This is a genomic window from Pseudomonas sp. C2.3V (assembly GCF_058536325.1).
The window spans coordinates 3,903,596-3,930,103 of record NZ_JBZUBN010000001.1 but is presented as its reverse complement, the minus strand read 5'-3'; the positions used below and the strand labels follow the sequence as shown (position 1 = coordinate 3,930,103).

General features: G+C 54.1%; 23 protein-coding genes. 14 read left to right on the top strand and 9 right to left on the bottom strand.

The genetic code is table 11. The annotated features are described in order from the left end of the window. Positions 1 to 47: 47 nt before the first annotated feature. Positions 48 to 1,634 carry a benzoylformate decarboxylase gene (mdlC, locus tag AC4LF3_RS18580; protein WP_491836142.1) on the bottom strand — a complete coding sequence of 529 codons (1,587 nt, stop codon included), beginning with the start codon at positions 1,632 to 1,634 and terminating at the stop codon, positions 48 to 50. A 106-nt stretch (positions 1,635 to 1,740) separates the two neighbouring features. Here mdlC and AC4LF3_RS18575 point away from each other — a divergent pair, with 106 nt between their 5' ends. From AC4LF3_RS18575 to fba, 6 genes are all read left to right on the top strand, one after another. After that, positions 1,741 to 2,643 (top strand): LysR family transcriptional regulator, encoded by a 903-nt coding sequence (locus tag AC4LF3_RS18575; protein WP_010796104.1) that lies wholly within the window; start codon positions 1,741 to 1,743, stop codon positions 2,641 to 2,643. A gap of 118 nt (positions 2,644 to 2,761) precedes the next feature. Beyond that, positions 2,762 to 4,759, top strand: coding sequence for a transketolase (gene tkt, locus AC4LF3_RS18570; protein ID WP_074827097.1), 1,998 nt, complete (start codon positions 2,762 to 2,764; stop codon positions 4,757 to 4,759). 422 nt (positions 4,760 to 5,181) lie between these two features. Further along, positions 5,182 to 6,225: an erythrose-4-phosphate dehydrogenase gene (gene epd, locus AC4LF3_RS18565; protein WP_122041391.1), complete on the top strand. Its 1,044-nt coding sequence runs from the start codon at positions 5,182 to 5,184 to the stop codon at positions 6,223 to 6,225. 26 nt (positions 6,226 to 6,251) lie between these two features. Further along, entirely contained in the window at positions 6,252 to 7,415 is a 1,164-nt protein-coding gene (locus AC4LF3_RS18560) for a phosphoglycerate kinase (RefSeq protein ID WP_434154176.1), read from the top strand. A gap of 5 nt (positions 7,416 to 7,420) precedes the next feature. Next, positions 7,421 to 7,618, top strand: a complete 198-nt coding sequence (locus AC4LF3_RS18555; protein ID WP_010796100.1) for a hypothetical protein — start codon at positions 7,421 to 7,423, stop codon at positions 7,616 to 7,618. Between the two features lie 149 nt (positions 7,619 to 7,767). Beyond that, entirely contained in the window at positions 7,768 to 8,832 is a 1,065-nt protein-coding gene (fba, locus tag AC4LF3_RS18550; protein ID WP_010796099.1) for a class II fructose-bisphosphate aldolase, read from the top strand. A 52-nt stretch (positions 8,833 to 8,884) separates the two neighbouring features. Here the strand turns inward: fba and AC4LF3_RS18545 are convergent, their stop codons facing one another. Beyond that, positions 8,885 to 11,098, bottom strand: coding sequence for a M48 family metallopeptidase (locus tag AC4LF3_RS18545; protein ID WP_491836141.1), 2,214 nt, complete (start codon positions 11,096 to 11,098; stop codon positions 8,885 to 8,887). Positions 11,099 to 11,356: 258 nt separating this feature from the next. Here AC4LF3_RS18545 and AC4LF3_RS18540 point away from each other — a divergent pair, with 258 nt between their 5' ends. Beyond that, positions 11,357 to 11,869 carry a YgjP-like metallopeptidase domain-containing protein gene (locus AC4LF3_RS18540; RefSeq protein WP_491836140.1) on the top strand — a complete coding sequence of 171 codons (513 nt, stop codon included), beginning with the start codon at positions 11,357 to 11,359 and terminating at the stop codon, positions 11,867 to 11,869. Here AC4LF3_RS18540 and AC4LF3_RS18535 read toward each other — a convergent pair whose 3' ends face one another. Together AC4LF3_RS18535 and AC4LF3_RS18530 are read right to left on the bottom strand one after the other, a co-directional pair. Further along, positions 11,870 to 12,130 carry a YebG family protein gene (locus tag AC4LF3_RS18535; RefSeq protein WP_491836139.1) on the bottom strand — a complete coding sequence of 87 codons (261 nt, stop codon included), beginning with the start codon at positions 12,128 to 12,130 and terminating at the stop codon, positions 11,870 to 11,872. 103 nt (positions 12,131 to 12,233) lie between these two features. Continuing rightward, a complete protein-coding gene (locus AC4LF3_RS18530) occupies positions 12,234 to 12,716 on the bottom strand; it encodes a GreA/GreB family elongation factor (protein ID WP_219651698.1) in 483 nt (160 codons plus the stop codon). A 185-nt stretch (positions 12,717 to 12,901) separates the two neighbouring features. On the opposite strand from AC4LF3_RS18530, the gene AC4LF3_RS18525 reads away from it, so the two are divergent. From AC4LF3_RS18525 to AC4LF3_RS18510, 4 genes are all read left to right on the top strand, one after another. Next, the gene (locus AC4LF3_RS18525) at positions 12,902 to 13,579 is read left to right on the top strand and encodes a phosphoribosyltransferase (RefSeq protein ID WP_404627850.1); all 678 of its coding nucleotides are present in this window, start codon (positions 12,902 to 12,904) and stop codon (positions 13,577 to 13,579) included. A 78-nt stretch (positions 13,580 to 13,657) separates the two neighbouring features. Then, positions 13,658 to 14,677, top strand: coding sequence for an SDR family oxidoreductase (locus AC4LF3_RS18520; protein ID WP_491836138.1), 1,020 nt, complete (start codon positions 13,658 to 13,660; stop codon positions 14,675 to 14,677). Between the two features lie 294 nt (positions 14,678 to 14,971). Beyond that, complete coding sequence (locus AC4LF3_RS18515) at positions 14,972 to 16,447, top strand: lipid II flippase MurJ (protein ID WP_019367325.1); 1,476 nt, start codon at positions 14,972 to 14,974, stop codon at positions 16,445 to 16,447. Positions 16,448 to 16,942: 495 nt separating this feature from the next. Further along, entirely contained in the window at positions 16,943 to 18,154 is a 1,212-nt protein-coding gene (locus tag AC4LF3_RS18510; protein WP_230382176.1) for an NAD(P)-dependent oxidoreductase, read from the top strand. Between the two features lie 247 nt (positions 18,155 to 18,401). Here the strand turns inward: AC4LF3_RS18510 and AC4LF3_RS18505 are convergent, their stop codons facing one another. The 3 genes from AC4LF3_RS18505 to AC4LF3_RS18495 form a co-directional block, all read right to left on the bottom strand. Continuing rightward, positions 18,402 to 19,562 carry an acyltransferase family protein gene (locus AC4LF3_RS18505; protein ID WP_312271210.1) on the bottom strand — a complete coding sequence of 387 codons (1,161 nt, stop codon included), beginning with the start codon at positions 19,560 to 19,562 and terminating at the stop codon, positions 18,402 to 18,404. Between the two features lie 471 nt (positions 19,563 to 20,033). Continuing rightward, positions 20,034 to 21,413, bottom strand: coding sequence for an ATP-dependent RNA helicase DbpA (gene dbpA / locus AC4LF3_RS18500; RefSeq protein WP_491836137.1), 1,380 nt, complete (start codon positions 21,411 to 21,413; stop codon positions 20,034 to 20,036). A gap of 86 nt (positions 21,414 to 21,499) precedes the next feature. Then, positions 21,500 to 22,195, bottom strand: a complete 696-nt coding sequence (locus AC4LF3_RS18495; RefSeq protein ID WP_010796088.1) for an HAD family hydrolase — start codon at positions 22,193 to 22,195, stop codon at positions 21,500 to 21,502. A 374-nt stretch (positions 22,196 to 22,569) separates the two neighbouring features. Between AC4LF3_RS18495 and AC4LF3_RS18490 the strand changes: the two genes are divergently transcribed. After that, positions 22,570 to 23,802, top strand: a complete 1,233-nt coding sequence (locus AC4LF3_RS18490; protein WP_491836136.1) for a sensor histidine kinase — start codon at positions 22,570 to 22,572, stop codon at positions 23,800 to 23,802. Positions 23,803 to 23,871: 69 nt separating this feature from the next. Further along, on the top strand, positions 23,872 to 24,744 hold the full coding sequence (locus tag AC4LF3_RS18485; RefSeq protein ID WP_491836135.1) for a substrate-binding periplasmic protein: 873 nt from the start codon (positions 23,872 to 23,874) through the stop codon (positions 24,742 to 24,744). Here AC4LF3_RS18485 and AC4LF3_RS18480 read toward each other — a convergent pair. Continuing rightward, positions 24,629 to 25,864 (bottom strand): diguanylate cyclase domain-containing protein, encoded by a 1,236-nt coding sequence (locus AC4LF3_RS18480; protein ID WP_404627868.1) that lies wholly within the window; start codon positions 25,862 to 25,864, stop codon positions 24,629 to 24,631. The two genes, AC4LF3_RS18485 and AC4LF3_RS18480, sit on opposite strands and share 116 nt — an antisense overlap. Before the next feature lie 68 nt (positions 25,865 to 25,932). Then, a complete protein-coding gene (locus tag AC4LF3_RS18475) occupies positions 25,933 to 26,262 on the bottom strand; it encodes a hypothetical protein (protein ID WP_491836134.1) in 330 nt (109 codons plus the stop codon). Here AC4LF3_RS18475 and AC4LF3_RS18470 point away from each other — a divergent pair. Beyond that, on the top strand, positions 26,261 to 26,470 hold the full coding sequence (locus AC4LF3_RS18470) for a cold-shock protein (RefSeq protein WP_010796083.1): 210 nt from the start codon (positions 26,261 to 26,263) through the stop codon (positions 26,468 to 26,470). The genes AC4LF3_RS18475 and AC4LF3_RS18470 overlap by 2 nt on opposite strands. Positions 26,471 to 26,508 lie beyond the last annotated feature (38 nt).

Genomic DNA, 26,508 nt, shown 5'->3' with positions numbered 1-26,508 from the left:
TCGCAGCGCAGGGGTATAGGTGTCCGATCGGATAGCTATACCCGCGGTTACGGCTCGATAGTCACGGTAGGTACCTCGATCAGTACAGGTTCGTTGCCAGCCAGTGCTTCCGTTAATGCGCGCCGGAAGGTCTCTCGGTTGTCGGTATGTATGGCTTTCACACCATAGCCCTGAGCAATGGCACAGAAATCAAGGCCGGGCACATCCAGGCCGGGAGCATCGTCAACCTTAAGCACGCCGGCAAACCAGCGAAGCGCTCCATAGGTGCCGTTCTTGAGAATGATGAAAATGACAGGGATGCGATACTGGGCCGCCGTCCACAGCGCGGTAATTCCGTAATTGGCTGAGCCGTCACCTATGATTCCAATAACCCTGCGCTGTGGTTGCGCCAATTGAACGCCCACTGCTGCCGGTAAGCCAAAACCCAACCCTCCGGCTGCGGGGAAAAAGTAGCTTCCAGGCTGTTTCATCTCGATGCGCTGCCAGAAGGCAGATACCGTGGAAGTGGACTCTTTCACGTAAATGGCGTCTTTCGGCGCGCACTCGTTGATCACATCGAAAACGGTTTCCGGGCGGAGCAGGTGAGGCTCATCCGTATAGTGCTCCGGATGCTGCAGTGGCTCGGGCATTGGGCGACTGCTCGGGGCAACCTCATCGGTCAAAGCCTTCAGGGTTAGGGCAATGTCCCCGACCAGTGCATTTCCCATGGGCGCACGGGCGGCTTCTTGTGGATCGCAGGTGATATGAAAAAGCTGCGTGCCGGCAGGAAGGTAATCGCCCGGTGCATACTGATGATAGCGAAACACGGGGGCACCAACGACCAAGATCAGATCATGTGTAGCCAGCAATCGACTGATCTCGGCAATGGCTGCAGGCAATACGCCTCGAAAGCAAGGGTGACGTGTTGGAAAAGGACAGCGCGATGCAGAGGGCGCTATCCAAGTCGTCATGCGTAGCTTTTCAGCGAGGGCAACGGCAGATTCATTGGCCTGATAACCGTCTACATCAGGGCCCAGTACCAATACGGGATTACGCGCAGCGCAAAGGCGTTCGATCAGCTCACGCAATTGAGCAGAAGAGGGGAGACCTGCGTGGGCAACCTCCCGTGCAGTCAAATGTTCTACACCTGGTGGCGCTTCTTTCGCCCAGTCATCGTAAGGAATAGACAGATATACCGGCGCTCTGGGCGGCAAGCTGGCGGTATGAATGGCCTGACTCAGCGCACGAGGTACATCTTCAGCCGTTGCTGGCTCATAGCTCCACTTTACCAAGGGCTTGGGTAGCTGAGGCGCATCAACATTGGCGAGCATTGCTTCAACACCAATCATCGAGCGAACCTGCTGTCCTGCCGTTAAGACAAGCGGACTATGCGAATACCAGGCGTTGGTGAGAGCACCCATGCCATTGCCGGTACCGGCAGCAGCATGCAAGTTGACGAACGCTGGCTTACCGCTGGCTAGTGCAAAGCCATCCGCCATACCAACTACCGCTCCCTCATGTAATCCCAGGATGTAGCGAAAGTCTTTGGGAAAATCTTTGAGAAAAGGCAGTTCATTGGAGCCGGGATTGCCAAAAATGGTAGTCAAGCCATAGCGGCGCAAAATATCGTATGAAGCGGAGTGAACGGTTTTCATCAGCGAGCCTGTTATAAGTGTTCTTGTCGCTGGCACTCTGTCGCTTCACAGTAAATTGATCAAATCGATAGTTTTTCTTCTAAAAATAAAGCTGGTTTATAAAGATATGGGCCAGATTGATCTTAATCTGATCAGGACGTTTGTGACGCTTTACGATTCCGGCAGTGTAACGGTCGCTGCTGAGCGGCTGTTCGTAACACAGCCCTCTGTCAGTTATGCCCTTGCGCGGCTGCGGGAATTGTTTGACGATCCGTTATTTGTTCGTAACCGTGATGGGATGCAGCCAACCTCTGTCGCCCGAACGCTTTATGCCACGTTCAAAGACGCCTTGAGTCGTATCGAGGGAACGGTTGAAGGGATTCGAGAGTTCGATCCGCATAAGACGGCGCGGTGTTTCCGTATCGCGTTATCAGATTTGGGTGAAATGGCCTTGCTGCCTTTGATCCTGCATCGACTCAACAGGCTGGCACCTCAGGCGGAGCTTGAAGTCGTGCCCTTGGAAATTGATCAGGTAAATGAGTGGTTGAGCATAGGCAAGGTTGATGCAGCCATTTGCAGCCGGCCTCTCTCGAGTACAGGTATCGTTCGGCAGGCTCTGATCGATGAGCGTTATGTCTGTTTGCTCAGTCGTAAACACTCACGGATAAAGCGCGAATTGACTCTTGAGCAATTCCAGAGAGAAAGTCATGTGCTGGTAACTCGAGCCTCTGGTCATGGGATGGCAGAGGATGTAATAGAGAGATTGGGTATCTCGCGGCGTATTGCATTGCGCATTCCTCATTTTTCCGTACTTCCAAAAATCATTCCTCAAACGGACCTGCTCGTCATCCTTCCCTCACAGATCGCCACGTTGTTTGCAGCAGAGCACCCGTTGCGCATATGTAACCTGCCTTTCGACGTGCCTAGTTTTAAGGTCACGCTGCACTGGCATGAGCGCAGTGACACCTCTGTTGCATTGCGCTGGTTTCTGGAGCTGGTGGCGGAGGCCATCACGCAATCGAGGCCATGACGAACCATTAACGTGGCTGAAGCCAAGCTGGATATGACCGTTCGGATTGCTCCTGCGTGCCCGGCTAGGCACAATAAAACTTCCTTTAAACGTTTGACCCCCTTTCAGGAGATCAGCGATGCCCAGTCGTCGTGACCGTGCCAACGCCATCCGCGCGCTCAGCATGGATGCCGTACAAAAAGCCAACAGCGGCCACCCCGGCGCCCCTATGGGGATGGCCGATATTGCCGAAGTGCTCTGGCGCGATTACCTCAAGCACAACCCGGTGAACCCAAAGTGGGCCGACCGCGACCGCTTCGTGCTGTCCAATGGTCACGGCTCCATGCTGATCTATTCCCTGCTGCACCTGACCGGTTACGACCTCTCCATCGACGATCTGAAAAATTTCCGTCAGCTTCACAGCCGCACGCCAGGCCATCCCGAGTATGGCTATACCGCCGGTGTCGAGACCACGACCGGCCCGCTGGGGCAGGGCATCGCCAACGCTGTGGGTTTCGCCTTGGCTGAAAAGGTTATGGCGGCGCAGTTCAACCGCGAAGGCCATAACATCGTTGATCATTACACCTATGTTTTCATGGGTGATGGCTGCATGATGGAAGGCATTTCTCACGAAGTCTGTTCACTGGCTGGCACGCTGCGCCTGTCCAAGCTGATCGCCTTCTATGATGACAACGGCATATCCATTGATGGCGAAGTCCACGGCTGGTTTACCGACGATACGCCCAAGCGCTTCGAAGCCTATGGCTGGCAAGTGATCCGTAACGTCGACGGTCACGACCCGGAAGAAATCAAGACGGCACTGGAGACGGCTCGCAAAAGCGACCAGCCGACCCTGATCTGCTGCAAGACCATCATTGGTTTTGGTTCGCCCAACAAGCAGGGCAAGGAAGAATCCCATGGCGCAGCCTTGGGTGACGCCGAAGTAGCGGCCACCCGTGAAGCGCTGGGCTGGAAACACGCTGCCTTCGAAATCCCGCAGGATATCTACGCCGAATGGGACGCCAAGGACGCAGGCTCTAAAGCGGAAAGCGAGTGGAACAAACGATTCAACGCTTACGCTGAGGCTTATCCTGAACTGGCCGCCGAGTTTACCCGCCGTATGGCCGGTGAGCTGCCAGCTGACTTTGATGAAAAGGCGTCGGCGTTCATCCGTGAGGTGGCTGCCAAGGGCGAAACCATCGCCAGCCGCAAAGCCAGCCAGAACTGCCTGCACTTCTTTGGCCCGCTACTGCCTGAATTGTTGGGCGGCTCGGCCGACCTGGCCGGCTCCAACCTGACGATGTGGAAGGGCTGCAAGCCGGTTGTCGAGGAAGACGCCTCCGGCAACTACATGTATTACGGCGTACGCGAGTTCGGCATGAGCGCCATCATGAACGGTGTGGCCTTGCATGGTGGCCTGATTCCTTACGGCGGCACCTTCCTGATGTTCATGGAATACGCTCGTAATGCCGTGCGTATGTCGGCACTGATGAAGCAGCGCATCATCTATGTCTTCACCCATGACTCCATCGGTCTGGGCGAGGATGGCCCGACGCACCAGCCGGTCGAGCAGATTGCATCTCTGCGTTATACGCCCAACCTGGACACTTGGCGTCCTGCCGATGCGGTCGAGGCTGCGGTATCCTGGAAGACGGCCCTGGAGCGTAAGGATGGCCCGTCAGCGCTGATCTTCTCTCGACAGAATCTGCCTCATCACCTGCGTGACAATGAAACCGAAGCGGCCATTGCCCACGGTGGCTACGTGCTGAAGAGCTGTGAAGGTGAGCCAGAGCTGATCTTTATCGCTACCGGCTCGGAAGTGTCGCTGGCTGTTCAAGCGTACGACAAGCTCACCGCGGAAGGGCGCAAGGTCCGCGTGGTATCCATGCCTTGCACCAGCGCATTCGAGCGTCAGAGCGCCGAGTATCGTCAATCGGTATTGCCGGTTGAGGTTGGTGCCCGTATTGCCATTGAAGCGGGTATTGCGGACTACTGGTACAAGTACGTTGGCCTGGATGGTCGTGTGATCGGCATGACAACGTATGGTGAGTCGGCTCCGGCGCCGGCACTGATGGAGCATTTCGGCTTCACGCTGGATAACGTGCTGGCAGTTGCAAACGAGCTGCTTGAGGACTGATCCTCCAGTGAGGTAATGAAAACGCCACGGTGAGAACCGTGGCGTTTTTTATTATTTGCTGTTTACCAGATAAACACCGTTATTTTTGTAATACCAGCCCCAATTACTCATTAAGAGCGTTGAGAAAGATTCTTTTGACATACTCATGATCTCAGAGTGTGTTTTAGAATCAACGACACCGTGGTGTTCCAGTATTTTGTAGCCAATCCGTCTATCGACTACGAAAAAGCGTGTTTTATTTTGCAAATGAAGCGGCATCTTCAGCAAACTCGCTTCGGGCTACGCTAATCTTTTCTGGATTCGCTCGCCTAGATTGTCTGAAAGCCTACACTTAGGGCTTGTGTAGTGTGTCATTGCTCAGGCTACACTTGTAACATCACTAGCCATTGCTTATTCAATTCCGGACACCGAAACCCACTTTCATGGCTGATTCTCTTTATCGTGTTGCGCTCAATGGCTACGGCCGTGTCGGTCGGTGCCTGGTCCGTGCGCTACATGAGCGCAGCGCCTCGGTTGATTTCGAACTCGTGGCGTTGAATGACTTGGCTGACCTGCCAAGTCTGGAGTACCTGACACGCTTCGACTCGACTCACGGACGCTTCCCCGGCGAAGTTGCCATAGAAGGGGATCGCTTGCGCATCAATGGCTGCAGCATGCATGTGCAGCGCTGCGCCAATCCTGACGACATTGACTGGAGGCGTCTGGGCGTCGATCTGGTTCTCGAATGTTCTGGCGCCTTCAGCACCCGTGCAGACGGTGAGCGTTTTCTTGCAGCCGGTGCGCCCCGCGTCTTGTTTTCCCAGCCGATGGCCAGCGAAAGCGACGTAGACGCCACCATTGTGTATGGCGTCAATCAGGGCAGCTTGCGCGGTACTGAGAGGCTTGTCTCGAATGCCTCCTGTACCACCAATTGCAGCGTGCCGCTGTTGAAACTTTTGAACGAAGTCGTGGGTCTTGAATACGTCTCGATAACCACGATTCATTCAGCCATGAATGACCAACCCGTGATCGACGCCTATCACGCCGATGATCTGCGCCGTACCCGCTCGGCCTTTCAATCGATCATTCCGGTCTCTACAGGGCTGGATCGTGGAATCGAGCGCCTGTTGCCGGAGCTGGCGGGGCGCGTTCAGGCCAAGGCCATTCGTGTACCGACCGTAAATGTGTCGGCGCTGGATATCACTTGTCATGTTTCGCGTGATACCACTGTCTCGGAAGTTAATGGTCTGCTCCGCGAGGCTGCGATGGGTGGCCCTTTGCAGCATCTGGTGAACTACACCGAGTTGCCGCACGCGTCCTGCGACTTCAATCATGATCCCCATTCCGCCATCGTTGATGGCAGTCAAACCCGTGTATCGGGGCCAAGGCTCGTCAATCTGCTGGCCTGGTTCGACAATGAATGGGGCTTTGCCAACCGCATGATCGACGTGGCAAGTCATTTCTTGCGCGTCGCCAAGCCGATCTGAACAAGCACAACGAAGGGATTGCATACATGTCCGTGTTGAAAATGAGCGACCTCGATCTGAACGGTAAACGTGTCCTGATTCGCGAGGACCTGAACGTTCCGGTAAAGGATGGACAGATCAAGAGCGATGCTCGTCTGGTCGCCGCGCTTCCGACGCTGAAGCTGGCATTGGAGAAGGGCGCTGCTGTTATTGTCTGCTCGCACCTGGGGCGACCGACCGAAGGTGAGGCGAGCGCCGAGAACAGCCTGAAGCCTGTGGCGGAGTACCTGTCCAAGGCTTTGAATCGTGAGGTTCCGCTGGTGACGGATTACCTGGGCGGTGTTGATGTACAGCCGGGTAATATCGTTCTGCTGGAAAATGTGCGCTTCAACAAGGGCGAGAAAAAGAACGCTGATGAGCTGGCTCAGCAGTATGCCGCGCTATGCGATGTGTTCGTCATGGATGCCTTTGGTACCGCTCACCGTGCTGAGGGCTCTACCCACGGTGTTGCCAAGTTTGCGAAAGTGGCCGCAGCCGGTCCGCTGCTGGCCGCCGAACTGGATGCGCTGGGCAAAGCCCTCAAGGCGCCCGCGCGTCCAATGGCTGCCATCGTGGCGGGCTCTAAAGTCTCTACCAAGCTGGACGTTTTGAATTCCTTGTCCAGTGTTTGCGATCAGTTGATTGTAGGCGGCGGTATTGCCAATACCTTCCTGGCTGCTGCTGGTCACAAGGTAGGCAAATCTCTGTACGAAGCCGAGCTGGTCGATACGGCCAAGGCCATTGCTGCCAAGGTCAGCGTGCCTCTGCCGGTCGACGTGGTTGTCGCCAAGGAATTTGCCGAGTCTGCCGAAGCAACGGTTAAATCCATCAGCGATGTTGCGGATGACGACATGATTCTGGACATCGGCCCAGAAACGGCCAAGCAATTTGCCCAGCTGCTCACATCGGCCAAGACTATTCTGTGGAATGGCCCGGTCGGCGTTTTTGAGTTCGATCAGTTCGGTAATGGCACCAAAGTACTGGCTCAAGCCATTGCTGACAGCGAGGCATTTTCGATTGCTGGCGGTGGCGATACCCTGGCGGCTATCGACAAGTACGGTATAGTCGAAAAGATCTCCTATATCTCCACTGGCGGTGGTGCATTCCTTGAGTTCGTGGAAGGAAAGGTTCTTCCGGCGGTCGAAGTCCTGGAACAACGCGCTAAAGGATAACCGCCATGATACGTCTCGCTGCTTTTTCTGTACTTAGTTGCCTCATGCTGGCTGGCTGTGCCGGCGCAACATCCGACAAGGCCTGTCGTGCTTTCTCGCCGCCACCGGTCTCCGTTGCAACACCCACCGGCCAGAACGATGAGCGGGTAGCCACGACAACCGGTGCATCCGATCAGACAACAAGTGCGGATGGTTGCCGTTAAGCGGGACGTAGTCTGCGGACCGAGTGATCACTCGAAATTGACGAGTTAAACGATACAGCAAGAGCAGTGCGCTGCTCTTGCTTGAAAAACAGTCTGCCAGTGGTGCAGGCTGAAAACATAATAGGTCCATACCGGGAGATAGGATCACCATGGCACTCATCAGCATGCGTCAGCTGCTGGACCACGCAGCCGAGTTTGGCTACGGCGTACCAGCTTTCAACGTTAACAACCTCGAGCAGATGCGGGCCATCATGGAAGCAGCCGACAAGACCGATTCTCCGGTCATTGTGCAGGCTTCTGCAGGTGCTCGTAAGTACGCAGGTGCGCCATTTCTGCGTCACCTGATTCTGGCTGCCGTTGAAGAGTTTCCACACATTCCCGTGGTCATGCACCAGGACCACGGCACCAGCCCGGACGTTTGCCAGCGCTCCATTCAGCTGGGTTTCAGCTCGGTCATGATGGACGGCTCTCTAAGAGAAGACGGCAAGACACCTTCTGACTACGAATACAACGTGCGCGTTACTCAGCAGACCGTTGCCTTTGCCCACGCCTGTGGTGTTTCGGTAGAAGGTGAGCTGGGCTGCCTGGGCTCCCTGGAAACCGGCATGGCAGGTGAGGAAGACGGTGTAGGCGCTGAAGGTACACTGGACCACAGCCAGCTTCTGACTGATCCGGAAGAGGCTGCCCAGTTCGTGCAGGCTACCAAGGTTGATGCCCTGGCAATTGCCATCGGAACCAGCCACGGTGCGTACAAGTTCACCAAGCCGCCAACTGGGGATACGCTCTCCATCCAGCGTATCAAGGAGATCCATGCACGCATTCCAGATACTCATCTGGTCATGCACGGCTCCAGCTCCGTCCCTCAGGAGTGGCTGGCCATCATCAACGAGTATGGCGGTGACATCAAGGAAACCTATGGTGTACCGGTCGAAGAGATCGTTGAGGGCATTAAGTACGGTGTTCGTAAGGTGAATATCGATACCGACCTGCGTCTGGCCTCTACCGGTGCGATTCGCGAATTCATGGCGAAGAATCGCAGCGAGTTCGATCCGCGTAAATATCTGGCCAAGACGGTATCGGCTATGCGTGATGTTTGTATCGCTCGCTACGAAGCGTTCGGTACTGCAGGCCAAGCCTCCAAGATCAAGCCGATCTCGCTGGACAGAATGTTCGAGCGTTATGCAAAGGGTGAGTTGGACCCCAAGGTCAACTGATCACACTTTAATAAAAAGCCCGCCTCGATGCGGGCTTTTTATTGGATGCAATTTAGAGTCCCTTGGCGGCCTCAGCCTCAAGACACCACTTGGCAAGCAGGTTGAAGGTGTATCGATAGCAATAGGTAAACGCTTCAAGCAAGGCATCACTTTTCTGGTAGAAATCGAGGAAGGGACCTGCTTCGGCTTCAAGGTAGGGATGTTGCTGCTTGAGGTAACCGCCAATACTCCCGCCGGGCAAGATACATTGCTTGATGGCTTCGGCTTGTTTTACCAGGCGTTGTGTCCGGGTCCGGAAGTCCAGAAGCGCATAATGGCTAAGCTGGTGGGTCTGCATGCTGCCTTGTAGACGATGAAGACTGTTGTATTCCTTGACCAATAACTGCGACTCGCGCAGTCGCTCATAATCGGGATAGAGCTCGGTGAGGGAAAACAGCAACTGGGCCAGGTCGCGGGCTTGTGCATGCCCCGGATGATAGCTTTTGAGCGACAGGTCGATACGCTGGCGGAGCAGCGCTGCCACGTCACTCATGACGGTACGAGCCGGGCTTTGCCAGGTATCGATATTCCTGTACTCGTTCAGATAGCGCTCTGGATCAAACGTGTTTACGCCATGGATATGGTTTGTGACCTGATGAGCGTTCAGCTCATCACAATAAGCCAACGTAAAGCGCCGCTGCACTTCTTTCTGTGCATGCTGCCAGTTGAGGCCTGTTTCCTCTGTGCGGTTTTTCAAGACCGAGATGACGGCTGCCCAGTCCATGGTGGCCTTTTCTTTACCAGCAGGCGCATGCAGAGGAAGCCAGGGCAGGTCAGCCCATTGACCCAGTGTCCACCTGTTTAGAAAGGCAGTTTCGTTGTTCTGGTCCATATCGAAGGTAGCCGCGTTGGCTTCACGAAACTGAGTCAGGCTCACATCGAGTCCAAGTTTTTGATAGTACGCAGTCGTGACTTGTCGGCAGTACTGAGAGAAGTATTCGAATAGCCCGGTAGCAGGAGACGCATCTGTTATCAGCGCTGTGCTACCCAAGGCTTCTGCTGCCTCGATACGTTCGACATCGGCAGGATGAACACGCCAATAGCGTTGCCTGTCGCGCAGCTTGGCCTCCAGGCGGCGTTGCGTCTCGATATCGAGTCGGGTGGCGCCCAGGGCAGCAGCCTGTGGCATGTCTGCCAGCAGCGCGCCTTCGCTCCAGGTACTCACGTTCTGGCGATCTGCCTGCCTGAATGCCCAGCGCAACGCATGATGATGCAGGGTGGCGGCGCGAAACGTATCGCTGCCTGCAATCTGTGCCGCATAACGGTCTGCCTCTAACTCCAACCGTTTACAGGCAGGCTTGGAGAGGCGGTAACTAAGCAAAAAGCAATAGTGCAGAAGCTGGCGTGGCAGACGCATGCCGATGCGAGCGACCAGAATACCCAGGTTGGTCACTCGCGAGGTCTCAGCTTCGCTAAGGTGCTTGAGGCGCTCACCCAGTGCGTCCTTGAAGTGGGCCCGCTGGTCCAGCCAGGCATTGCAGAAATTGATAAAGTAGTAGCACCGCATATTGAAGCGCCGGGCGCAGTGGCCAAACTCATGCGCCAGGACGCCGGCAAGCTGTTGCCTGGAAAAGCCTGCCGCTAACGGTAGCCCCAGCGTCAAGGTGGCATCGCCTTTAACCAGACCTTTCCAGCCGGAAGCTAGGTGGACCTTGGCATCCACTTCATTGCTCAGGTGAATTTCTGTAGGGGTACGCACTTGCATGGCTGTGCACAAAGGAACCACGAATTCCCAGAGTGCTGGCTCCTGCCCTGGTGCGAGAATGACGGCTGGCTTCTCGCGACGACGAGCCGTGAATACAGGCTTTGCGGTAAAGAACAGGATGAATCCGCCCAGGCAGGCCAGGAAAGACTTTACTGCGAGAGGCCCCCATTCAGGTAATTCAATTGAGGTCAGGCTTTGTACATCGAGTGCAGGCAGTGCTATGAACAGGAGAGCGGCAATAACGGTGACCACCGCCACGTAGAAGAGCACGATCGCTGCACACCCAGTCACAACCAGTACGAGGTGAAGCATGTGCAAAAGGCTGAAGGGTGAGCGCGGTAGCACCTCGGATAATGCAGGCGAGGCAGAACTCGATGCGTGTGTTGCTTCCGCAGGGGAAGAAGAGGCGGGTTCAGCGGGTTGAACGTCCAGGCCGATCTGCTGCAGGAGATCAGCAGCCAAATCCTTTGGAGCACGCGGGGTCAGCTCTTCTCCGCTTATAGCCAAGTCGGTATGAGACATATGCATTCCATTGCAACGCTGAAGGTATGGTCGATGCTGATCGCGGAATGCAAGAGACGACAAGCGTCACGGCATTTGCAGCGAAACAGCCAGATATAAACCACAGGATTGCCCACGCTTTTACACGGTTTCGATGGCACTTTGCTGTGCCTGACTCGCATTTTTAGGAGCGGAGGTCGACTGTGTTTTACAATAGTGGGCTGGTTCACTATTCAGGCGTCAGTGGTCCCGCCACGGTAGCGAGTGACACGACCAATCATGGCTTCTCTTAAATACCTGCAAGGCTACCCGGCTTCACTGCAGGAGCAGGTTCGTCTGCTCTGTGAACAAGGCCGCCTACAGACATACCTGTCCAGTCGCTATCCTGGGTCTCACCCCATACAAAGCGACAAGGCACTTTATACCTACGCCCTGGAGATCAAGCAGACGCACCTCAAGAATGCGCCTGGTATAGACAAGGTGCTTTACGATGCAAAGCTTGATGTGATGCAGAAAGCGCTAGGGTTACATACGGCCATTTCACGCGTACATGGCGGCAAGCTCAAAGCGAAAAAGGAAATAAGGATTGCCTCTTTGTTCAAAGAGGCAGCGCCCGAGTTTCTGAAAATGATTGTGGTCCATGAGCTTGCGCATCTGAAGGAGCACGAGCACAACAGGGCCTTTTATCAGTTATGCGAGCATATGTTGCCGGGTTATCACCAGATCGAGTTTGATCTGCGTGTTTTCCTGCTCTGGCGAGATCAGGAAAAGGCAGCCTCGGCAACATTGTAATCAGGTAGATTCTTTTCCGTTCAGCTCGGCTAGCACATCGGGCTGACTCTTGAACGCCTTGGCGAATAGATCGCGATGACGAGCCATGTAGATACCGACATCTTCTGCCTGTTTGTCAGTCAAATCGGGTACGGCTTTCTGTAATACTTCTGCCAGAGACTCAGCAAGCTCCAGCATTTTGTCATAGCGATCAGCTTCAGCTTTATCCATGAATAAGCGCTCCGGATCTCGGCTGCTGCGGTACAAGACTTCGACGGCCATTCATCACCTCATCGCCTTCGTCATTACTGTTTATATATACAGTATATCTTTCCAGACTGGCTTTGACCAGCACCTGAGCAAAGAAAAACCCGGAAAGGCCTGTTTATTCGACCGATACAACTTCAAATATTTGCTTTGTGCTGCCGATTGAAAGACTGATCTCTTCCCCTTCGGTTTTTCCCAGTAGCGCCCGCCCGAGCGGTGCATTGGGTGTGATCACCATGATGTCTCCGGTATCTGTCCTGATTTTAAGACCCGCTCCTGCCGGGCCTAGGAAAAAGGTTTGTTGCTTGCCTACGGTATCGCAGACAACGACCAGGGAAGACAGCTGAACACCATGTTCCGCCTCGTGGGTACGTATGACGAGATTACGGTAAGCCTGCAAGGACTGCTGAATCTCTTGTATGCGCTTTGAATAGCCAGCCGCTAGATATGCCGCTTCGAGTCCGCGAGTGTCGTATTTGTTTTCCGCTACGTTCTCTTCATGTGTCGCCGTTTCATGTGCAGCTTGCGCGGCGGCTATGGCGGCCTGAAGGTCACTTTGCAATGTACTCACAATGTGCTGGTAGAGCTGCTGTTTCGTCATAAAGGTGCCGGTACGTGACAGAAACCAGAGTGTGAGACGTTGATAATCGCCTTTTAAATCTCTGGATGACTTACTGAGTTTTATTTATGACCGGTGAGTCATTTTTCAGTTTTGGGTCTATAAATAGGTAGGTAGAGATCCGTAAATAACCAGTCGGTGGCTGACCGAACGGCATAGGGCAGGCAATGAAACCAGCATGGAGCCCGGCAGTACTTTACAAGAATCGCAGCCAGGCAGGGCAGGTGCTGGCTGCGCGGCTGCGTCCGTATATCCACCATAACCCCATCATACTGGCAGTACCTCGCGGAGGTGTCCCGGTGGGGTATCAGGTCGCCAGAGAATTGGAGGCGCCTCTGGATGTGCTGATGGTGAGCAAGATCGGCGCGCCAGGTAACAAGGATATGGCGTTGGGGGCTGTTACTGATGGGGCTGCAAGGCGGTGGGTAGCAAACCAGGCAATGTTGGAGTATCTCAACCCGCCAGCCGGATGGTTCGAGGCGGAGCGGGACCGACAGATAGACAGTATCGAGCGGCGCAGGCGGCTGTACCGCGGCCATACCGATCCAATTGTGATTACCGGTCGTACAGTCATTGTGGTGGATGACGGCGTGGCGACGGGTAGCACTGCCAGGGTTGCGCTGTTCGCATTGGCCGAGGCTGCGCCTGCACGTCTGGTATGGGCGGCCCCCGTTGGGCCTGCAGGCGTCGCCGAGGGGCTGAGAACACTGGCCGATGACGTGGTCTGCTTGGCGACGCCCGATGTCGTCAAGCACATCGAGACCTACTATCAGGATTTTTGTCCGGTTTCTGACCAGGACGTCCTATCCCTGCTGGCAAGGTGTCGTTCAGATAGCCGCGTCTGATCATCCATATATCCGGTTGAAGGAATCCTGAAGGGTTTGAAAGGCTCCGATAGGAATAGATGACTATTGGAGCCTTTGATGAAGCCTGTACCCAAGCCGTTACATCAGCAAACGATCGTTATTACCGGCGCCACCAGCGGTATTGGCCTGGCAACTGCCCGAATGGCTGCTCAAAAGGGCGCGAAGCTGATACTGGTCTCACGTGATGAAGCTGCTCTGCAGTCCCTTCAGCATGAGCTCAGTCAGCAGTGGGGCGCACAGGCTATTCATGTTGCAGCCGATGTAGGCAATCGAGCGGATCTGGAGCAAGTGGCAAAAAGAGCAGTCGAGCGGTTTGATGGGTTTGATACCTGGGTCAACAATGCAGGCACGCTGGTATGGGGACGACTGTGGGAGGTAAGTGAGGCCGACCTCAAAAAAGTGTTTGAAACGAACTTCTGGGGCGTGGTCAATGGATCACTAGTGGCTGTCGAGCACTTTAGGCAGCGGGAAGGTGGAACCCTGATCAATCTGGGGAGTGCCTTATCGGAAGCCGTTGCTCCCCTGCAAGGTATCTACACCGCCAGCAAACATGCCGTCAAAGCCTTCACGGATGCTTTGCGCATAGAACTTCGCCACGACAATGTGCCTGTAGCCGTGACCTTGATCAGGCCCTCCTCAACAAACACGCCCATTAACGACAGGGCCAAGAATTACCTGGCCCATACGCCTCACTTGCCAGCCCCGACCTATGTCCCGGAAACCGTCGCCCGGGCAATCCTGCGCGCCGCTGAACGGCCCAAGCGGGATGTATACATCGGGAACAGCAAGCTCATAACTCGGGCGGCTCAACTGACGCCACGGTTATTTGACTGGATAGCTATAAAGACGCTGTTCGCAGCTCAGCAGAGTAAAACAGCCGATGCTTTCCCGTCAGATGCGTTGTACGAACCTGTCACTAGTGGCTCTACAAGGGGACGTAATCCCGGTCCCATGTTTCGCCACAGTCTGTATGCCCAGGCCAGCCAGCAGCCTGCCAAGACAGCGGCTTTGGCTGGCGCGGTGGGATTGGCTCTTTATAGTGGTTGGCGGCTTATGAGGGCCTGCAAGGCTGAGTGATCGCCAACGACTGCTCGTTAATTGGGGACTGGCGCACAGATTTTGTGTGCGCCAGCTAGGTATGAGCAGGAAAAGCCTAAATTTTAGGAATGTTACGAAATATTTTTAGGATTACGTTGTCAGTGCAGCAGCAAAATCACGGACGTTTGATATCTGCTCCGGGAGACTTATACGGGAGCCGGTAAGCCCGTGCTGTGGTATCGAGTCCGAAGCCTGCTGTGTCTTGACTAAATGCCTTGTGTTTCTTGCAAGCGATCGGGCTTGGTATGGATGTAATTTTTCTAGGAAAGAAACATGAAGAAGACCGTAATTATCCTTCTCATCACCGTTGCGAGTTTTCTTCTCGGCTTTCTGCGTGATCTGTTGATCGCCAAGGAGTTCGGGCTTAGCTGGGAAACGGATCTCATCTTCGTTGCGATGATCCTGCCGCTGTTCTTCGAGAATTTTTTCGGCCTCGCGTTACGCGATGCCATGATTCCATACCTGCAACGCATACGATCAGAAAGTGAGGATCAGTTCATCCTGTCCAGTCGGTGGCTCTACTGGCGAGTCATGCTGTTTGGTCTTCTGGTTTCACTGTGTGCAGCCCTGGGCAGCCCTTGGGTACTTAAGGCACTGGCGCCTGGCTGGACGGCTGATCAGGTCAATGCGGGACTGCTGGTATTTTCCGTAGGCGCCTTCCTGATTTTCGTACAGGCCATCCTGTATTGTCAGGGAGCACTGCTGAGTCTTGACCGGATCTTCATCCTGCCGATGGCGCGTACGGTATCGATGAACCTAGGTGCCATCATTGGCATTTATGCGTTCTATCCCAGCGGAATCTACCTGTTTGCAGGCATGCTGATTCCGCAGGTGATACTGATTTTTATCCAGCATCAGCGAATTGGTTATTTGACTGGCCGAGCAGTAAAAGGAAAGCTGGAAAGTCGAGGCTTCGAATTTGTGCTGACGTTTGCGCCCGTGCTGGTGGCCGCAGGTGCACAGCAAGGATGCATGCTAGCTGAGCGCTTCTTCGCTTCCTTCTTGGCTGAAGGGACGATCAGTATGCTGTCGTTCTCTTATCGCATCGTTACCATCCCGCTTACACTTTATGCGCTGTCGGTTTTGGCTGTTATGTTTCCAGACATGGCGAAAAGCTGGGCAGATTCCGAGCACGATCGTTTCAATGCTGTATCCCGCAAGGCTTCACTGGCAACGTTGCTGTTCCTGGTGCCTGCCTCGGTGGTACTGATCGCTTTCCCTGAGCCTGTAGTCAAGGTCTTGCTTGAGCGCGGTGCATTTGGCGCGGCCCAGACACAGGCTACGGCTTCCCTGGTGGTGGCTTACGCTATTGGCCTGCCTTGGATGGGACTCGCTCTGATCTGGGGACGTGCCTTGCTGGCTCAGCAAAGGGGGCGTGCATTCCTCATCATAACCTTGGTCAGTTCCGCTCTGACGGTGCTGCTGGATGCTGTGTTGTACAAGATCTACGGTGCCAATGGCCTTGCGTATTCACTGTCGATTGGCTTTTTCGTGCAAGCACTATGCATGGCCTATTTCCTTTATCAAGCATCACCCAAGGGATTAAGCGTTGCAGTGCTTGCCCGCTGGACGGCTGCTGCCCTGGCCGTTACGTTTGCCACGCTGTATGTAAGCCCTCAGCCTGACGGGTTTGTAGAGTTGGTGGCCTACATAGTGGCCTTGCTGCTGTGCCTGCTGGTCTGTCTGGTCGTTCTGGGTGAGCGTGACCTATTCAAGCGCTCGTACTGGACCGCTGTAAAAACAGCTTAAATCTGACAGGTTAGCTGAGGGACCAGCTAACCTGCGAATTCCTTATCGGTCACTGTCTTGCAATCGTCACAATTTTAAATTTATTCGCTATTTAAATTAAGAATTTGATTTAGGCTGGTTATAGCGCGTTAGACTTAATTTAAAGTGCTTTGCGAGCTTGTGCGGGCAGTAGTTTGATCTAGAGCATTAATTAATCCACTGGAATTATAAGGATTAATTCCATTAGATAAATTGGCGCTTTCTTTTTGACAGTAATTTTTTGAAATAAAACAAGTAACTAGGAACTTTTTAAACTAGCTTTGTGTCCTACAGCACGATTGTGAACGCGTTATGTCTGTAGGCAATCGCCAAGGCCTTGCTGCCAACTAATTCAAACTCCTAGTTACGACATATGCAGCGCTTTCTCTTCTGTTCGCTGCATACCTACCACTTCTGAAAGGATTCGTTCGTATGTCCAACCTCCAAGTAAAACGTGTCGGCGTTGTCGGAACAGGCATGATTTCCCGCTGCTTTGTAAGGTTGATTGCAAAGCATTATAAAGACCTGGTTATTTCCAAGGTCTTTACTCGCCGTAGCCTGAACACCATTTCGGATTTTCCACTTCCTGAGTGCCTGACCAATTCGCTGGATGAGGTGTTGGACAATTCCGACCTTATCGTTGAATGCAGTGGTGATGTCTACCACGGTACAGAGGTCATCGAGCGCGCCTTTCAGGCAGGTTTGCAGGTGGTGACCATCAATGCTGAACTGCAGGTCACCACAGGCTCCTATCTGGCCGGAAAAGGCTTCCTGACAGAGGCTGAAGGAGATCAGCCGGGTTCGTTGGCTGCCTTGCATGAAGATGCCATACAGATGGGTTTCAAACCTCTCGTATACGGCAACATGAAAGGCTATCTGAACCTGGATCCTAAGCCGGAAGACATGGCGTACTGGGCCAAGCGGCAGGGTATCAGTATCGATCAGACAACCTCGTTTACCGATGGCACCAAGGTGCAGATTGAACAGGTAGTCGTAGGCAACGGCTTTGGCGCTACTATTACGCGTCAGGGACTGGAAGGCCTCAAGTCCACCAACCTGAACGAGACGGCCAACGTGCTGGCTCAGATGGCTGAGCAGCTAGGTCAGCCTATCGTCGACTATGTCGTACCGAGCGGTTATCCGGCTGGCGGCGTGTTTGTGGTGTGCCGCCATGATGAAGATCAGGCACCTGCGATTGAATACTTCAAGTTGGGCGCTGGTCCTTACTATGTGCTCGTTCGTCCTTACCATCTCTGCTCGTTGGAGGTCGGCAAGACGATTCGCCGTGTGGTCGCGGGTGGTGGCGTTCTGCTGAATAACTCGACGACTCCCACATTGAGTGTCGCTGCTGTCGTTAAGAACCCGATGAAGGCAGGTGACATCATCGAACGTGGTATTGGTGGCTTCCAGGTGCGCGGTGAGGCCGTCAAGATTGCGGAAAACCCTGATCATCTACCGATCGGCTTGCTGAAGCATTCCGTCCTTAAACGTGCTGTTGCGCCGGGCCAGGTGATTACGTTTGATGACATCGAACTTGTGCCTAGCCGTGCATTGGACATTGTTATTGAACAACATCGAGCCGTTATTCAGGCACAAATGCCGGGCCTGTTGAATACCAACGAACCTCGTAAAGCATTTCCTTTCGGCAAAGGGCTTGATGAAGGTTTTGGAACTATCCCAGTCGTTTAATTAAGCGCTAAAGAAACCCTGTAATGCGGCAAGCATTACAGGGTTTTTTATTGTCTGCGCTTTTACAGTAGTTAGAGGCGGACACATGAAATTACTACTGGTTTTGGTTTGTTAAAGGCCGAAGCAGCGGCTTGGTAAATTATAAGATGCTCTCAAATTCTGTTTATCGGGTTAAAGATATATGCTGGCTTAAAGGCAATAAAAAACCGGCTGTAATAAAGCCGGCTTTTATAAGGATGGAAAGAGATCAGATTGAGCCGTTAGGCAGGGCTTCCGCGGTAACTTCTTTCTTGCGGGTCAAGCGTTTACCTATCGCTACGCCCTTGAGTTCTATGTACTGGTAGGTATACCGGGAAACCAGTACTACAGTAATGAGCTGTGCCAAGACAACCAGATCATCCGTTACAGCGCCACCAGTTGTGATGTATTTGATCAGATCTGCCGGAGTGTCATGCGACGGCAGCATCGTTGTAAGTTCTTTGCCTGTTACTTTGGACAATACGATAGCAGCACTTTTGAATATATAAAGAATGGCTGCGTGAGTCATGTAGATTGAAAAAGACAGGTTACCCAACTTTACAAAGTATTCACCTTGCAGGATGCGTGAGACAGAGCCTTTTTCGAACGAGAAGACCAGAATCAGGCAGCAGAACAATACACTTGCAATAATACCCTTGTACTCAAGGTGAGAGACGATAACGGCATAGGTAATGCCAACGCTGAGTACTTCAAGCACCGTAAAGCTTAATGCGCTGAGTTGAAAATCCTTGATCCTGGTAAAGATGACATATGTGCAGGCGCCGGCAAAAAAGCAGGAGCAGCCCCTGAAAATGCCCGTTTTAAGAGGCGACTCCGGCAAGCACAGGACAATGAACGAGAGTAGGGAAATTAGCGCAAAGATCTTGAGATGGCCTCTGCGAGCCAGAATCAGAATAGCCCCAAAGAGGAGGTACATGTAGTACTCAATACTAATGCTCCAGGAGGGGTAATTGAATGAGCCTGTAATGGTGTTATTGAGCCAGGCCTGAATCAGCAGGAGATTAGGGAGAAACTCGTGAGGCGCCGTTGCGCCGGAAAAGGCACCGTCATTGAAGTGCAGGCCTTTACGCTCAGCCAGGTACTTTCCGCATTCCAGCGCTACATAGACGCCAAGCATGGTGAGATGCAGGGGATAGAGGCGCAGGGTTCTATTGATGAAAAAGTTCTTGTAGTCGGTGAGACTGGAAAGTCTATGACCATAGGTGTGGTAGAGGACAAAGCCGCTAAGCACAAAAAAGAATTCGACAAAAAGGTAAGCGTTGGTAAACAGGCTCATTTCCGCAAAGCTGTTTACAACGTACGTATGAAAAAGAACAACAGCCAAAGCACAAAGGCCACGAAAGCTATCGAGTACGGTAAATCTTCTCATCAGACTGTCTCGTCCTTACCAGTCATAGTCGATATTCATACTTCGGCAAAAGCCGGATGGCCTTTACTTTCCTTGAAGTAAGCTGCGGCCTAGAGCGAAGTGGCGACCCCGCAGGCGTACCGGAAAGCAGCCTGTTTGACGGCGTGGTCACAGCTATCTAGAAGAGGTTATTTCAAGGTAACAAAAGCGAACGTTACGAAGTGATGAATAGAACTCATTGCTTGCGTTTCACGAGGCGGTACAACGTCAATCAATCAGATATGCGACACCGCTAGAATTATTAGGTTAGCCACCTAAGCGTTAGCCTGACTCTTTGATCACTTTGGCCTAGCAAGTTCAGCCGGAAGGGTAAAAAGGCGAAATATTTTTTCGCAATTGAAAGGTTGTTTTTTATGAGTTTTTCGATTTGCCTGGAAATGATGCTTTCCGTTGAGTAAGGCAGCCGACAGTGACCCGCCGGCTGCTGTTGAGTTACAGCATGCGCACTTTGAAAGAGCGTCCCTTTATTTTGCCCTCGCTTAACCGCTTCAGGGCCTGACGTGCTGTGTCACGCTCGATGGCAACATAGGCCTGATAGTCATGAACGGTGATCTTTCCGACCTTGTCTCCGGGAATACCTGCTTCACCTGTCAAAGCGCCCAGGACGTCGCCAGGTCTGACTTTTTCCTTACGGCCGCCAGCAATGCAGAGCGTGACCGTGGGAGGTACCAAAGGAGCAGGGTTCTCCAGCGTCAGCGTATCGATGGACTGCCAATTCAGCGGGGCCTTTTGTTTGTCCTCAATGGCTTGCGCGCGACCGGCCTCTGCAGGTGCTACCAGGGAGAAGGCCATGCCGGTTTCGCCAGCCCGGCCGCTTCGGCCGATTCGATGAATGTGGATATCGGCATCACGGGACAGCTCCACATTGATGACAGCTTCAAGGCCGGCGATATCGATTCCCCGGGCAGCCACGTCAGTTGCTACCAGAACCGTGCAACTGCGATTGGCAAACTGTACAAGAACCTGATCGCGGTCGCGCTGCTCCATATCCCCGTGCAAGGCCAGCGCGGAGATCTTGTTCGCCTTCAGGTAGTCGACAATCTCTTGGCATTGCTGGCGCGTATGACAGAACGCAACGCAAGACTGAGGCCGAAAATGCTGAAGTAGCTGAAGAACCGCCTGAAGTCGCTGGCGCGGGTCTATTTCATAGAAACGTTGCTCGATACGGGTATCATCATGTAACGCTTCGACCTTGATGGTCTTGGGATTGCGTAGAAAGTTACTCGCTAGCTGTTCGATGCCTGAGGGGTAGGTCGCAGAAAACAGCAGGGTTTGGCGTCGTGTCGGGGTCTGGCCAAGGATGTCGGCGATAGCGTCATGAAAGCCCATATCCAGCATCCGGTCCGCTTCATCGAGTACAGCGACATTCAGGCCTTCAAGAGAAAGCGTCCCTTTGCGCAGATGCTCCTGAATACGGCCCGGTGTTCCAACGATCACATGAGCGCCGTGTTCGAGCGAAGCGATTTGTGGTCCGAAAGGGACCCCGCCACATAATGTCAGCACCTTGATGTTGTCGGCTGATCGCGCCAGCCTGCGTATTTCCTGCGCGACCTGATCTGCCAGCTCACGTGTAGGGCAGAGTACCAGTGCCTGACAGCCGAAATATCGGGTATTAAGGCCATTCAGCAGACCCAGGCCAAAGGCGGCCGTCTTACCCGAGCCGGTCTTGGCCTGGGCGATAAGGTCTTCCCCTTTCAGGATAACCGGCAAGCTCAGGGCCTGGATGGGGGTCATCTGCTGATAACCCAGCGACTCCAGGTTGCCGAGCAGTGCATCGGAAAGTGAAAGGGTGGTAAAGGAGGTAGCGGTCACGGAGGGCCTGCAGCATGCAAAATAAAACGTGCAGTGTAACAGGCCGCTCGATGGGGGCTATCGCGGTTGGTCGCAAGAGATAGCCGTCAGGCGTGTCCGCTGGTGGCCGTTTCCCGCAGGGCGGCAACCTGCTGCGGCAGTTGATCCATATGGCTGATCAGCGCTGTCACGCCCAGGCGTCTAAGTGTTTCACCGTGCTCGGGAGGAATGTGGCTTGCACCTGTAAAACCGATCACACGCATGCCGGCAGCCAGCGCTGCGCGAACGCCCGTGGCGCTGTCCTCGATCACCAGGCAGTTTTCCGGTGATACACCCATGGTACGGGCAGCCAGCAGATAGACATCGGGTGCCGGCTTGGGATGCTCCACCATGTCCGCGCTGAAGATATGACCGGCAACGCGCTCGGTCAGTCCTGCACGCGCCACGGAGGATACTACACTGTGGCGTTGACTGTTTGAGGCAACGGCCAATGGCAGGTCAATGCGCTCGAGAGCCTCTTTGACACCGGGTATGGGCTCGACTTGCGTTGCAATCAGCTGCTCGGCGCGAGTACGAATATCCTTGTGAATGCCTTCAGGGAGGGTAATGCCAAAGCGCTCTTCAACCCGCTGGATAATATCGCGCGTTGTCAGTCCGAACGTACCCTCAAGCAGTTTTTCGAGCTCCGTCCTGGGGGCATGACGGCTCAACTCGTCCATGACTATGCGCTCCGACAGGATTTCACTGTCGACAAGTACGCCATCACAGTCGCTGATGAGTAGTTCGATCACGTGTGGTTTCATCAAAGACGTCCTTAGTGCGGCTGACCAGTATGGCCGCAGACAAGAGGAGGGGACACTGAGCCTGTCTGGATGACAGGTCGTTTGCAAACAGCGCTCCGCTGATCATTGGCTTGCACTGCTGGGTTGCCTGCCACGTTGTACATGAGACAGGAGACAAATTATTTAAAGTGAGGCTAGGGTATGGGCAAAAGGCACTGCCTCGACGTAGTGTAATCGCTTCTGCCTTGTTCATGGATTGTGTCTCCACGCGGAGACAGGACTCTCGGCTGTGAAAAACAGGCCGTAATGGCTCTGGAACCGCCTCATTAGAAGGGCTTGCACAGAAAAAGTTTTGCAGCCGCGAGCGTTAGGGCCTTTTGGTGTGGAGCCTTGGGATGAGCCATGATGCGCCGTGCGTATCGGCCTGCAAGCCGGCAGAATTGATTGGAGATGCAACACGGTTGGCGGCGCTGCACAGGACGCAGCTTTTGGATACGCCACCGGAAGAGGGATTTGACCGGCTGACCGCCATGGCGGCTCGCCTGTTAGGCGTGCCCATCGCATTTATATCACTGGTGGATGACCGACGTGCCTTTTTAAAAAGTCAGTATGGCCTGCCGGATTTTCTGGCCAGTCACTGGGAACGATCGGCCTATGCGCTGGGTGAATGTATCCTGGCTGAAAGGGTGCCGCTGATTATCGATGCTGCTGCACAGCATCCTGTTGCTGCATCTTTGACGATGCTTCCCGCTGAAACAGGTGCCTTTTTAGCCGTGCCGCTCAAGGACAGTGATGGAGAGCTGCTGGGCTATTTTGCTGTTGCCGATCAGTGTTCCCGACTCTGGTGTCCCCGCGATTTGGAGCTTTTGAGCGAGCTGGCCTACTCAGCTACACGTGAAATCAAACTGCGTCTGGCGGTTCAGGAGGTGCGTCAGCATGCCCGGTGCGCCCGTATTGCCGTTCGGGCGCGTGAAGAGCTGCTGGCGGTCGTGGCGCACGATCTGCGAACGCCTTTATCGGTGTTGACCATGGCGTTCAGCCTGTTCGACGGGGTCGCCTTGAATAAGCGGCAGCGCGAAGTGGTCAGCCATGCACAAAAAGCCAGTGGTCATATGGGCAAGCTGATCGATGAGCTGCTTGAAATCTCTCAGATGGAGCAAAGCCAGCTGGAGCTTCGGCTCGCCTTGCTCGATCCGCACAAGCTCCTGGAAGACGCCGTTGCGATGCTGCAGCCGTTGGCCGAGCGGAGTGGCATACGCTTGCTGACGTCCTGTGAGCAGGAGCTGCCAACCATAAAAGGAGATTACGAACGCCTGCTGCGCGTCTTTTCCAATCTGGTGAGCAATTCCGTGAAGTTCAGTCAGCCCGGCTCGACGATCTGGGTATCGGTCGTTCGTGAGGCGCAGGGGGTACGCTTTACGGTCAGTGACAACGGGCCCGGTATTGCTGAAAGCGATCTGCCATTTATTTTTGATCGCTACTGGCAGGTTAAAAAGCGTGAACACCAGGGGGTTGGCCTGGGGCTGGCAATCGTGAAAACCATTGTCGAGGCGCATGGTGGTACGATCCAGGCTAGCAGTACTTTGGGTGAGGGCAGCGATTTCTGTTTTCATCTGCCGCTGGCGTAAAGCCGTCTTAGAGACTACATACTTAAGAAGATCCTGTTCATTGCATTGTCATGCCGGTAGGGAGGCTCTATGCGTGTCCTCACCTTTTGTTGCCTGGCTTTGACCTGGTCGTGCTCGCTCCTGGCCTGGGCCAGCCCTTCACTTCGACTGGTTGGAAACCACTGGGAGCCGTATGTTATGACTTCGCCGGCTGGTCAGGGCTTGGCTGTCGATATCGTCAGGACAGCCCTTGGCCGCTCCGGATACGAGACAACGTTTCGTGAGGAGCCCTGGGAGCGGGTGCTGTATGGCATACAAAATGACTCCCATGATGTAATTGTCGACATCTGGTACGCGCCCGAGCGAGAGCGCCTGGGGCAGTTTTCCAAGCCCTTCCTGGTAAACCGCCTACGCTTTATCGCATTGAAAACGCGCGCGATTACCTTTTCCACGCTGGAAGATTTAAGGCCGTACCGGTTGGCCGTCGTACGGGGATATGCCTATTCGAAAGAGTTCGATCAGGATCGAACCCTGGACAAGATCGCGGTTGCCGATTTCGAGCAGGCTTTGAGAATGCTGTTGGCGGGACGTGTCGATCTGGCAATCGAAGAGGAGCATGTGGCCAGGCGTGTAATCGAGCGCGTGGCCAGTGCTCAATCGTCCCGGCTTCAGTTTCTGGACAAGCCGCTGGCGGAAAAGGGCCTGCATATGTTGGTATCGGAAGATCATCCTGAGCAGGAAAAAATCATTGCGCAGTTTGACGATACGATCGAGCGGATGAAGGCAGATGGTACCTATGCCGACATTTTTGCCCGCTACGACCTAGTGTGGCCGCCAACTCAGCAGGTCAGTGACATAGCGTCATGCCACGCCCGCTGCGCTTTGCCTGATAAAGACGCTGGTCGGCCACGTGAAGTGCCGGCTCCAGCGCCTGGGTCTGCAGGTTGGCAACCCCGGCACTAAAGGACAGCAGGGGTGCGTTAGGCAGGTAATTGAGCCGGGTGCAGAGTTTGCGGAAGATATCCAGGCGTCTGGCCAGCTCCTGTTCGCTTGACTGGCTCACCAGTGCGAATTCCTCTCCGCCCAGGCGGCCAATGATGTCTTGCGGAAAATGTGTTCGCAGGGCATGGGCAAACGCTATCAAGGCGGTGTCGCCACCGGCATGTCCCATCTGATCGTTGATGTTCTTGAAGAAATCAATATCGAGCAGGGCAATACTAATGGGTTGCGACTGGGCTTGCGCCAGGCTGATGTGCAGCTCGGCTTTTTCCTGAAAGGCTCGCCGGTTCAGGAGGTTGGTTAGTGAGTCATAACGGGCTGCCTGTTGTAATGCCCTTAGCAAGTCGCGTCGCTCGAGCATGGCCATGACACGGCAGTTGAGTTCTTCCGGGCAGAAGGGTTTGCGTAGGAAGTCGTCGGCGCCGTGCTTGATGAAGCGTGCGCTAAGTATGCCCTGTGGATCAGCCGAAACCCCCAGGATCAGCAAGTCGTGCCGTTTGAGCTGCTGACGAAGGCGCTTGACTAGCTCGAAGCCCAACAGGCCGGGCATGTCATGGTCCAGGATCAGCAGGTCGATATCGTTTTGCGCCTGAAGAACCTTGAGCGTCTCGTTCCCATCCGTACTCTGCAGCGGCTGAAATAGCTGTGATGAGAGCACCCGACACATGTAGTGCCGCGAGACGGAGGAGTCCTCTGCAACCAGTATCTTGACGTTCTGATTCTGGACCAGCCGATGCAGGAGTCGCAGCACATAGTCATAGGAGTACTGACTCTCCTTGATGATGTAGTCGACGACGCCCTTGTTGATGAGCTCATCGCGATGACGCTCATCGTAGCGACCGGTCAGGACAATGCAGGGCACCTTGTGGGCAAGGATGACATCCACGACCTCGCCGTTGGGCGAGTCGGGCAGGTTCAGGTCGGCTATGGCAGCAAAGAACTGACCGGGGCTGGTCTCCAGAAGAAGTTCAGCCTCGGCCAGCGATGCGCAGAATACCGGTTCGAACAAGGGCTCCTGTCGAAAGAGGTGCGACAAAAGCTTGAGGACCAGTTGGCTATCTTCTACGACCAGAATATTACGCACGAAATGGATTCCCGAAGTGGTGCTCATCAAGCATGGCATATGTCCAAAAACACGCTTATTTAGTGTTTCTATAGACATGTCATGCCAAGAGAAGTAAACCTGATGACGGCATTGATTACGCCGTTGATCGCGTCTGAAGTACCGGTTATCCCGTTTGCGACAGGCGGCTTTCGTGTAATCGCTTTCGTAATAAATTTATCGTAGAGTTCAAACCACTGTGTTTGCTTGGGTCGCTGTTGATCGTGACCTGAGGCGGTAGGTTTCCACGTGGCCCCGTCCTGCTCGATTGGTGTTTCTCCTTGCAACGCAGTCCCTGGCGAATGGTCTGATGGCGCATCGTTCAGGGCATTAAAAGCTTTAATAACAAAACCCGATTTACCAAGGAGCAACATCTTCATGTCGAATCGTCAGAACGGCACCGTCAAGTGGTTCAACGAAACCAAAGGCTATGGCTTCATTACTCCTGAAAGCGGTCCCGACGTTTTCGTTCACTTCCGTGCCATCGAAGGCAATGGTTTTAAGACCCTGGCAGAAGGCCAGCGCGTCAGCTTCGAAGTTGTGCAGGGCCAGAAAGGCATGCAGGCTGAGCACGTTCAGGTAGTCTGACCGCTGAGCGCCGAAGCAAAAAACCCGAGAATGCTCTC